This window comes from Flaviflexus sp., from assembly GCF_052087705.1.
GTDB lineage: Bacteria > Actinomycetota > Actinomycetes > Actinomycetales > Actinomycetaceae > Flaviflexus > Flaviflexus ciconiae.
In genome coordinates this window covers 50033-61282 of sequence record NZ_JBQCYC010000015.1, presented here as the reverse complement: position 1 = coordinate 61282, position 11250 = coordinate 50033, and the positions used below count along the sequence as shown (strand labels likewise).

Here is an 11250-nt window from a genome sequence, read left to right as displayed (position 1 = left end):
CCCAGCGATGAGTGGACAAGCGTCAGTTCCGTTCCCGCCAGCGATTCGTCGCCCTTCAGGACGTCGTCGATCTTGACGGTGAGGCTCTCCATCGAAAGACCAGGATCATCGGCGTGGTCCGGCTTCCCATCTCCTCCATAATCGACATACTCGTCTTCGACATTCACGACCGTAACGACCAGTGTCGCGTCATGCTGGTTCTGTGCGTCGTCAAAGGAGCTGTAGATAACCGGTGCAGCTTGAGGGAGTGTGGCGCGAATTATCAGAATCGTCGCCGAGCACCGTGGTCGCAACCAGGACACCAGCCGCTGCAACTCCAACCGTGCCCAATGTGCCGATCAGTCGTCTATTCATGGCGCTACCGCCTTTAGTGTTTGGGCTCTTGCCGTCTGGCTCTACCGACGAACTAGTGCGATGTCACCAACACGTTGTCGGCGCACATTGGGTTTGGCAATTGGTTCGGGATAATCGGCTTAGCCGACATTGGCCGGTGAGGTGATCAAGCATTCCAACTGGAACACGAGATTCCAGGTCGGGTTCTCACGAACCCTGGCGTCATGTTCCGAACAATGCCCCACCTCCCCATTCAGTCAACACCCAAAAAGAGTATCGAGCGCATATCGTTATCAATCGGGCAGGACTGCACCTGTCGCTTATAACCGAAGATCGCACGGTGGGTCGTGCGATCTTCGGGCAGGACGAAGCTGAGGAAACTAGCCGGTGTCAAAATGACCGGTTCCTGATTTTCCTCAGCGACCTGTTAGTTGCCAGGCATCCTCGGAGTCGTCATCGTCATCATCCCAGTAGTTTTCAGCCTCGCGGGCCGCGGGAAGAACTTCGGTTCCATCGACTGGACCTTCCTCCACCGGGGTCTCATACGCTTCCTGCGGCGGCTCTTCGCCGCGGAGCATAGCGAGAACCTCGGGGAGTTGATCTGGCTTGACGAGCACCTCGCGAGCCTTCGAGCCTTCGGAGGGCCCTACGATCTCACGAGACTCCAGCAGGTCCATCATGCGCCCCGCCTTAGCAAAGCCGATGCGAAGCTTACGCTGGAGCATCGAGGTTGAACCGAAGTCGGTTGAGACGACGAGCTCGGCGGCCTGGAGGAGGATGTCGAGATCGTCACCGATGTCGTCATCCACCTGCTTCTTAGCTTCGGGCTTCGCGGTCACGTCGGCACGATACTCGGGCTCCATCTTGCCCTTGACGTAGTCGACGACCTTCTTAACTTCAGACTCCCCAACCCAGGAACCCTGAACGCGGACCGGCTTCGTGGCACCGGAAGGCATGAACAGAGCATCACCCTGCCCGATCAGCTTCTCGGCGCCCGGCTGATCGAGGATGACTCGGGAGTCAGCCAGGGACGACGTGGAGAACGCGAGCCTCGACGGCACGTTCGACTTGATGAGGCCCGTGACAACGTCGACGGAGGGCCGCTGGGTGGCGAGCACAAGGTGGATGCCGGCGGCTCGTGCCAGCTGCGTGATGCGCTGGATCGAGGATTCAACGTCCTTCGGAGCAACCAGCATGAGGTCCGCGAGCTCGTCTACGACAACAACAAGGTACGGGTAGGGCTTGATCTCTCGCTCGGAGCCCGGCAGGGGCTGCACCTTGCCCGTTTTGACGGCCTCGTTGAACTCGTCGACGTGACGATAGCCGAACGCGGCCAAATCGTCGTATCTGCGGTCCATTTCCTCAACCACCCATTCGAGAGCCTCGGCTGCCTTCTTCGGGTTCGTGATGATCGGGGTGATGAGGTGCGGGATGCCGGCATAAATGGTCAGTTCAACGCGCTTCGGGTCAACAAGGATAAGCCGAACCTGGTCGGGCGTTGCCCTCATGAGAATCGACGTGATCATCGAATTCACGAACGAAGACTTACCGGAACCGGTCGCGCCCGCAACCAGCAAGTGCGGCATCTTGGCCAGGTTCGCAACCACATAGTTGCCCTGAACGGACTTACCAAGACCAACAACAAGAGGATGGGTCTGCTTCTTCGCGACATTGGATCGAAGGACCTCACCGAGAACAACGGTCTCGCGGTCGGCATTCGGAATCTCAATGCCGACCGCCTGCTTGCCGGGAATCGGAGACAGGATGCGAACGTCGGCGCTGGCAACGGCGTAGGCGATGTTCTTCGACAGTTGCGTGATTCGCTCAACCTTCACACCGGGGCCGAGCTCAACCTCGTACTGGGTGACTGTCGGGCCGCGGGAGAAGCCCGTGACCTCAGCACCGACGGAGAACTCTTCGAAGACCCGGGTGAGGGCGGCAACGACATTGTCGTTTGCTTCGGACCTCTCAAGGTGCGGGGCGCCCGCCACCAGCATGTCCATGTCGGGCAGTTCGTAGGCGAGGCTGGACGACAGTTCCGGTTGCTCGAAGACGGTTGGCTCGGTCTCGGGCTCCTCGGGCGAGGGCGCGGGCGCCGGCAGATCAATCGAGGATGCGGAGCTCATGACCTGAGTCTTCGGTGTTTCCTTCGGAGCAGCAGGCTTTGGCTTCCGCTTCGTGTTCATGTCGAGTGCCGGCAGGTCCGGCGCCTCGTCCATCTCCAACGGATCCTCGTACGGCTCGCTCTCCAACGCCATGGCGTCCTCACGCTTTTGACGCAACCGGTCAGCAAAGGGTGGGCGAATACTCTCCGGCCTGTTCGCCTTTGTGAAGTCGAGAATGTCGCGGATCGACGTAGCCGTTCCATAAAGGATCGCGAAGATAGCGAGAAGGAAAAGGATTGGCACCGCACCGTAGGGCGACAGCAGATACTCCAGTCCCCCACCTACTGCCCATCCGATAATTCCACCCGCGTTTTCTACGCTGTTGATGTCATCCATGGGGCTCGCTGCCCCGAGAAGAATATGAAGCACGCCGGTGATCGCGAGAACAAGGAGGACCGTTCCAATCACGAGGTTCTTGTTCGACTCACGAGTCGATTCACGGAACAGGCGGACCGCGAAGAACACGAGCACGATCGGGGCGAAGATCGACAGCAAGCCAACTGGGCCGGCCGTGGCGTGGTGGATGAGGTCCCCGAGGGCTCCTGACAGCTGGAACCACTCCCGCAGGGCAACGATAATCGCAAGCCCAATGACGGTGAGCGCAAGTCCGTCCCGCCTGGCCGGAGATACTGGCTCCTTGACCTCGTCCTGGACAGGCTCGCGCCTGATCTCCGTCTTCGGGGTCTGCTGGCGGCGGCCACGTGCGGGCACTCGCCCACTCGTTTCCTGCGACGCCTTCCGTCCCGGTTTCCTCGGTTCTGACTTACTCACACCTCCGAGAATAGTTGGCCCACCAGCAGGTTTCCTAGGCACGCGCCGATTCTGTGCCCTTAGCGGTTTTTCTCACTGACACGAAAAACCCCACAACGACGCCAGCTCGCAACCATCCCCACCCTGAAACATCGGCCTTAAACTGCAGGGCGAGGCCGCTGGAAAGCCCAGCAAGTCAGGGAGTTAGCGGAATCGAGCAGGCTACACAGGTGCGTTTATTTTGAGGAGGGAGAACAGGTCCTTCGGGTCGTCCGGTTCGGCAATGATGTCGATTTTGGCTTGTAGGTCGGTTCCCGCGGTCTCAGCCTGGCAGACCTTGAGTGCCACAAAGTCAGCGATTGCGAAGCCAACGGAGTCAAAGATCGTGATTTCCTCGTCCGAGACCCGCCCCGGGTGGTCCCCGGTTATGACCTTCCAGAACTCCGTCACCGGGGAGTCAGCATCCATCTGCTGGATTTCACCCTCGATTCTCGTTTGTTCCTCAAACTCAACGAAGACCGAACCGTCACGGAGGATCTCAGCATCGAGTTCCGTCTTGCCGGGGCAGTCACCGCCAATCGCGTTGATGTGTACGCCCGGGGCCACCTGGTTGGAGTGCAGGACTGTCGCCAGCTGCTTGTCTGCCGTGCAGGTCGTAATGATGTCGGCACCGAGAATGGCCTCCGAGGTGCTCGAGCAGGACGTAATTGAGAATCCCAGGGGTTCCATGTTCCGCCGGAACTTCTCCACGGCACCCGGATCCAGGTCGTACACGACAAGGTTCTCAATTCCGAGTGTTCCCCTCATGGCAAGCGCCTGGAACTCCGCCTGGCTACCCGTTCCAATCATCGCCATGGTTTGCGAGTTTGTGGGCGCCAGGTGCTTGGCAACCATGGCCGAGATCGCCGCAGTTCGCATAGCCGTCAGGAGCGTCATCTCCGCAACGAAGACGGGATAACCATTGTCGACATCCGCGAGCGCACCGAATGCCGTCACGGTTTGGAAACCTCTTGCCGGGTTGGAGGGATGTCCGTTGACGTACTTGAACGAGTACTGTTCCCCGTCGGTCGTTGGCATGAGCTCGATGACGCCGATCGGCGAGTGCGAGGCAAGCCGTGGGGTCCTCTCGAACTGTTCCCACCGCGCGAAGTCCTGTTCGAGTGCACCCACCATTTTCACGATGATTGGTTCCACGCCGTCACGCTGGATCCATCGCACCATATTCTCAACGCCAACAAACTGGGTCACTGCAACCTCCTACGAACCACGATGTTCACCAGGAAAGGACCGTGTCCTTTTCGCCCATCCTAGAGGCCTCGCAACGATCTAGGAAGGTGTTCGGTTCGGCGCGGCGGATCGGCTCGTCAGTATCCATAAAGAACCGAGCAAACAGGGAGGCCGCCCCGCGGGGCGGCCAACCTCTCCAGTATCTCGGGCAACTTCTCGGGTCCTGAGGATCGCCGAGCTTGGATCCGGAAAAGTTCCTCGTTGCTAGTTTTGTCCGTGCTCAGACCTCGATGACGGTGGGGACAATCATGGGGCGGCGGCGGAGCCTGCGAGAGACCCAGCGACCAATAGCCCGGCGCATCGCCTGCTGCATCTGGTAGGAGTCATCACCATCGTCGAGGGCGTCCTGGAGTGCCTGGGCGACTTCGGGAAGCACCTTCTCGAACACCTCATCATCTTCCGCCATGGCACGAGCCTGGATGTGGGGGCCAGAAACGATTTCCTTCTTCGAGGGATCAACGACAGCGAAGATGGCAACGAAGCCCTCCTCGGAGAGGATCCGGCGGTCCTTGAGCTCGGCCTCAGTCAAGTCACCAACGGAGGAGCCATCGACGTAGACGTAGCCGCAGGGCACCGCACCCACGATCGATGCCTCCCCGTCAGCAAGGTCAACGACAACGCCGTCCTCTGCAAGCATAATGTTCTCAGCTGGGACGCCGGTCTTGACCGCGAGCGCACCGTTTGCCACCAGGTGGCGGATTTCCCCGTGGATCGGCATAACCGCCGTGGGCTGAACAATGTTGTAACAGTAGAGAAGCTCACCAGCGGAGGCGTGCCCGGAAACGTGCACACGGGCACTCCCCTGATGGACAACCTTGGATCCGAGCCTCATGAGCCCGTTGATGAGACGGAAGACGGAGTTCTCGTTGCCGGGGATAAGGGAGGAAGCAAAGACGACCGTGTCGCCGGAGCCCACCGAGATCTTCGGGTGGTTCTCGTTCGCGATCCGGGACAGCACCGCCATCGGCTCACCCTGGGAGCCCGTCGACATGTACACGCGCTTGGACTCCGGGTAGTCCGTGATCTTCTTCAGGTCAACAAGGACCCCGTCGGGGACGTCGAGGTATCCGAGATCTGACGCAATCCCCATGTTGCGGACCATGGAGCGTCCGACGAAGGTGACGACGCGGTTGTTTGCCGCGGCAGCATCGAGGACCTGCTGGACGCGGTGCACGTGGGACGCGAAGGAAGCAACGACGATCTGTCCCGTAGCTCCCGCAAACACCTGCTTGAGCACCGGGCCGATCTCAACCTCGGAGGTTGTGAAACCGGGGACCTCGGCGTTCGTCGAGTCCGTCATGAACAGGTCGACACCCTCTTCACCGAGGCGAGCGAAGGCCCGGAGGTCGGTGATCCTGCGATCGAGCGGCAGCTGGTCCATCTTGAAGTCACCGGTGATAAGAACGTTGCCGGCAACGGTGCGGATCATTGCGGCGAGCGCGTCCGGGATCGAGTGGTTAACCGCGACAAACTCGACCTCGAACGGGCCGAATTCTTCGACATCACCCTCGGCAACCTGGAGAGTGTAGGGCGTGATTCGGTGCTCCTGCAACTTGGCCTCTATGAAGGCAAGGGTGAGCTGGGAACCAACGACGGGAATGTCGTTCTTGAGTCGCAACAGGTACGGGACGGCGCCAATGTGGTCCTCGTGACCGTGCGTGAGGATAATGGCCTCGATGTCGTCGAGACGGTCCTCGATGTATTCGAAGTCGGGAAGGATAAGGTCGACGCCGGGCTGGACCTCTTCGGGGAACAGGACGCCGCAGTCAACGACGAGCAGGCGTCCGTTGATCTCGAAAACGGTCATGTTGCGCCCAACCTCGCCAAGACCGCCGAGAGGGACAATTCTCAGGGCGTTCTTCTTGAGGGGGACGGGTGTCTGAAGATCAGGTCGAGCGTAATTCACGTCGTCATTGTCCCATGAACGGAACGGATTCGATACATGGCGGGCCTGGGGCCCGTTCACTTTGCTCTCTTGAGTTTGTGCCACGTATGGACAGACGGTCCCGGGGTGGTAAGAACATTGTTCGTACCGCCCCGCGTCAGATAGCTATTCCCGCCCTACGGTTCCGGGAAGGTTAGTTGAGGTAGCCCTGAACCTGGAGGACTCGGCGCAGCGAGTCAAGTTCGTTCTGGCTGGCACCAACGAGCGGCAGACGCACCGTGGCGTGCGGGATCACCCCGGTCATGGCGAGTGCTTCCTTCGCCATAACCGCACCCTGGCCGCCACCCATGATCGCGTTGACAAGCGGATGAATCTCATCGTCGATCTGCTGTGCCTTGGCGTAATCCCCGGCGTCAACAGCATCAATCATGTCGCGGTAACGCCTACCGCCGATGTGTCCAACAACCGAGACGACGCCCGAGCCACCAATGGTCAGCCACGGCAGGTTGAGAGCATCATCGCCCGAGTAGTATTCGAGGCCGGTGCGTCGGGAGGTGGCGATACCGTTCGGCAGGTCGCCTACGGCGTCCTTCACTGCCTTGATCTTCGGGTTCTCCGCGAGACGATCAAAAGTCTCGTCAGAGATCCGCACACCCGTGCGGCCCGGGATGTCGTAGACCATGACGGGCAGTTCCGTCGAGGCCGCGATCGCGGTGATGTGCTGGTAGATGCCCTCCTGGGAGGGACGGGAATAGTAGGGCGAGACGATAAGGAGGCCCTGGGCACCGCACTTGGCTGCGCCCTTCGCGATCCTGACGCCGTGCGCGGTGTCGTTAGAACCAGCGCCCGCGATTACCATGGCGCGGTCGCCAACCTCGGCAACGACCTCGGTGACAAGCTCGTCCTTCTCAGGCTGGTGAGTCGTCGGCGACTCACCGGTCGTGCCAGAGAGGACGATCAGATCAACACCCTCGCCTACGAGGTGGTCCGCGAGCTTGCGGGCCGATTCAATGTCCAGTGAACCATCGGGGGCGAATGGCGTTGCCATGGCCACTCCGACGGAGCCAAATGTGCGTGACGGTGTACTACCCATGGGGACATCCTAGATCTTTTATCCGGCGGATCGGCGCCAACGGTCCCAAGTGTCGAACATATGGACACCTTTTCACCCAATCTGACCAGCCAAATGGTTCGGATATACGCCTATTCAGCTCCGCTGGATCACCTCTTTGACTAAAAGACAGCCTCATTTGCCGACGAACGGATGCGTCGCGTCGTGGTGACCGAGAATCTTCACATCTCACCGGGGCAACATGGACCCTTGGCCGCAGGCTCGATAGGCTGGCCTAGTGACTCAAGCTCTTCCTGATTCCTTTGTCCGACCCGCCATCATCTCCGATGTGCCGTTCCTCGGTGATATGCATGCAACGACGATGAAGGCGACACTGGCCGCAGCGCTCGGCCACGACCTCCCCGCGGAGGTCTCAGCGCAGCTGACTGGTGAGGCACTCGCGAAGGGCTGGTCTGACTCAATCTCCGCCCCACCGTCACCGGCGTACCGGACCCTGACCGCCGTTGAAGGGGCAGCAATCGTGGGATTCGCCGCAATCGCCCCCGCCGACCAGGCCATGATCGGCGACGCCGAAGATAATCCCGGCACCATTGAGATCCTTGCCCTCGAGGTTCCCCGCAATAACGGCCGCAAGGGCCACGGCTCGCGCCTCCTTGCCGCAATCGCAGAGTTTGCCGAACAGGACAAGGCTGAGGAGATGCAGGTGTGGATCATGGTTGGTGACGAGGCAAAGACCCGCTTCTTCCAGGGCGCAGGCTTCGCACCCCGCGGCATCCAGCGCAACCTCGACCTCGGCACCGGCACCGTGACCGAGCAGTGCTGGTACACCGTCCTCGACCCAGCAGAGTAAACATGCCTCCCTGAAGGGTGAGCACACCCCTCAGCCCGCTCGTTTACCACTTTCCTTCCTTCGCGGCGCAGTTACCTTTTCCTTGCCTCACGGCGCAGGTACCTCTTGCGCCGCTTTAGTATCACCCAGGGCAACCATCTTGCTATACCTACACACGCGTTTGGGAGGCTCCGGCGCGAGGGCAAGAATCCGACAGTAGCGACACGCTCAAATAGCGCTACTGACGCCCCATCCTCCCAGGTCAGCTGATGCGACCGGGAAAATTTCCACTGTACCTCATAGCAGTGAACTCTGTTAACTACCTGGCGTATGCACAATATCGTCGCAGGCAGTACGACATTCGTGCTAGCAGTCGCATATTGCTGTCGCCCGAATTACACTGCTCAGAAGATGTCTGACATCTGAAGTCTCATGTGTCGGATATCTGCACGGTCGGCAGCGTTGCCGACAGACCACACGACGAGGAGGTACCTGTGGCTATAAAGCACAGGCCAAAAACAGCACGGCGGAGATTCTTGAGTGCAGGGGCAGGTGTCGCACTTCTTGCTTCGACGTTTGCCGGGATTCCTGCGATGGCGGAGGATGAGGCCGCCGCCGAGGAATTCACGACGTTGCGTATCGCCCTGGGTGGCGATGGGGTGTTCCCGAACTACCGCATTCCCGCGATCATTCAGCTCAACAACGGCGATCTGCTGATTTCTTACGACGGACGGCCAACCGGCGCGGACTCCCCCGGACCGAACTCCATCCTGCAGCGCCGCTCAACGGATGGTGGAAAGACCTGGGAGGAGCAGACCGTTGTTCACGCTGGCAAGACCGGCGAGAACAAGCTTGGCTATTCCGATCCTTCGTACGTTTACGACGCTGAAACGAACACCCTGTTCAACTTCCACGTTTTCTCGAAGGACCAGGGTTTTTGGGGAAGCGTCTACGGTAACGACGACGAGGACCGTGACGTTATCTCGGCCGAGGTATCGGTGTCGACAGATAACGGCGTGACCTGGGAGCACCGCCTGATCACCGATGTGGTCAAGCCGGAGAACATGCGCGGCCAGTTCGCCACATCCGGTCACGGAATCCAGATCACCCGGGGTGAATACGCGGGACGTCTTGTCCAGCAGTACGCTGGCCAGGTACGTTCCGGAGCAGTTGTCGCGTACTCCGTATACTCTGATGATCACGGTAAAACGTGGCAGATGGGTGAACCGGTCGGTTCCCTTATGGATGAGAACAAGGTCGTTGAGCTGTCCGATGGCAGGCTCATGATGAACTCTCGTGCCCACCGTACCCACACCGCGCGCTGGGTTGCCTACTCGGACGATGGTGGGCATAGCTGGTCCGAGCCAGAGCTCGACCACACGCTTCTTGATCCCCGCAATAACGCATCGATCATTCAAATGAACCCGGGCGCCGAGGCCGGTTCGCTCGAGGCAAAGGAACTCCTGTTCTCGAATGCGAATGCCACGAGCCGTACGAACGGCACGGTTCGCTACTCGTGCGACGATGGTCAGACCTGGCCCGTATCTAAAACCTACGAGCCGGGTAGCCACTCGTACTCGGACCTCGTTGCACTCGCCGATGGTACCTACGGCGTTGTCTACGAGGGCGCCAACTCGGAGATTCTCTATGGCGACTTCGACGAGGACTGGCTCAAGCCATTCTGCGCCTCGTTCGCTGACACCGCTTCCGAAGGCAATGCTGGCGACACCGTTCCGCTGACCGTCACGGTTAACAACGATGACGACAAGGCCATGCCAGCAGGAACCGTTACCGCAGATCTTGGTTCGGGATGGTCGGCCACAGAGGCCGAGTTCTCAGAGCTGGCACCTGGCGAATCCGTCGAGGTCACTCTCGACGTCGATATCCCGATCTGGACCGCCGACGGCCAGGTGCAAAACGGCGATATTCTCATCTCCGCCGGTGAATACAGCCTGCGCGGTGACGCGACAGTTACGGTCCTCGAAGGCGCCGCACCGACTCTCGGGGCAAACATCGAGGGCTACCCGGGTGACTCCACCCGTGACGTGGCAGTCGATCCCTACACCGAGGGTGAGAGGCTGAACTACCACTTCCGCGTTGACTCCGAATCGAACGTTACCCAGACGACCTATCCAACGGCTGGTGACTTCTATCCGTTCGTTCCGGATGATGGTGCTGGCAACTGCCGCTACCGTACGCTTCCCGCCGGTGCCGGATATACCTGCACCACAGCATTCCACATGGTCAACGCCGACGAGCTTGCTCATGGATTCTTCCTCCCAACCAGCACCTGGGCTGTTGAAGGCGCCGGTCTCGAGCCGCTGTCGCTCGATATCGTGGGTGACGAGGTTGATCTGATCGAGCGTCTGCCCGAAGTCACCATTGCGCTATCCGTCGCCAGCATCGAAGATGTCGATGGCGACGGCTACGACTCGGCCGGTGACATCGTCTCCTACGACGCAACCGTCACCAACACCGGCAACGTACGCCTCACCGACGTGACTGGAGCGATTGAAGCCGCTGAGCTTGGCTCTGAAGAATCACTTAGCGAGTCCCGCACGTACACCCTCACCGAGGACGACATCACCGCGGAATCCGCGACGCTGTCCTCCTCCGCAGCCGCTACCAACGGCTCGCTTTCTGTCTCGGCAGACGCCGAGCCTGCCGTTGTTGAGCTCGAGGTTGAGCCCGCTCCGGAACCGGAACCAACCGGTAACGTCTTCTTCCTCTACGACTCCTGGGAGTCCGAGACCCACGACGTGGCAATTGCTTTTGGTAGGGAAGACGACCAGGTCTTCGCTGGTGACTGGGATGGTAACGGAACCGATACCCTCGGTGTTCGCCGTGGCCACACGTTCTACCTGAATAACGAACTGGTTGGTGGCAACGCCGATCACGAGTTCAAGTACGGCCGCGACAACGACGAAAT

Annotated in this window: 6 protein-coding genes; 2 read left to right on the top strand and 4 right to left on the bottom strand. The window is 60.0% G+C overall.

Translation table 11 applies throughout. The features are described from left to right. Positions 1-749: 749 nt before the first annotated feature. The 4 genes from ACTHUY_RS08720 to dapA form a co-directional block, all read right to left on the bottom strand. On the bottom strand, positions 750-3269 hold the full coding sequence (locus ACTHUY_RS08720; protein ID WP_441678507.1) for a DNA translocase FtsK 4TM domain-containing protein: 2520 nt from the start codon (positions 3267-3269) through the stop codon (positions 750-752). 201 nt (positions 3270-3470) lie between these two features. Beyond that, positions 3471-4496, bottom strand: coding sequence for an ornithine cyclodeaminase (locus ACTHUY_RS08715; protein WP_441678505.1), 1026 nt, complete (start codon positions 4494-4496; stop codon positions 3471-3473). A gap of 259 nt (positions 4497-4755) precedes the next feature. Then, positions 4756-6441, bottom strand: coding sequence for a ribonuclease J (locus tag ACTHUY_RS08710; protein WP_441678503.1), 1686 nt, complete (start codon positions 6439-6441; stop codon positions 4756-4758). 172 nt (positions 6442-6613) lie between these two features. Continuing rightward, the gene (gene dapA, locus ACTHUY_RS08705; protein WP_441655371.1) at positions 6614-7513 is read right to left on the bottom strand and encodes a 4-hydroxy-tetrahydrodipicolinate synthase; all 900 of its coding nucleotides are present in this window, start codon (positions 7511-7513) and stop codon (positions 6614-6616) included. Between the two features lie 256 nt (positions 7514-7769). On the opposite strand from dapA, the gene ACTHUY_RS08700 reads away from it, so the two are divergent. Together ACTHUY_RS08700 and ACTHUY_RS08695 are read left to right on the top strand one after the other, a co-directional pair. Next, positions 7770-8342, top strand: coding sequence for a GNAT family N-acetyltransferase (locus ACTHUY_RS08700; RefSeq protein ID WP_441655372.1), 573 nt, complete (start codon positions 7770-7772; stop codon positions 8340-8342). 473 nt (positions 8343-8815) lie between these two features. Continuing rightward, positions 8816-11250: exo-alpha-sialidase (locus ACTHUY_RS08695; RefSeq protein ID WP_441678501.1), on the top strand; the 2435-nt coding region annotated here is incomplete at its 3' end.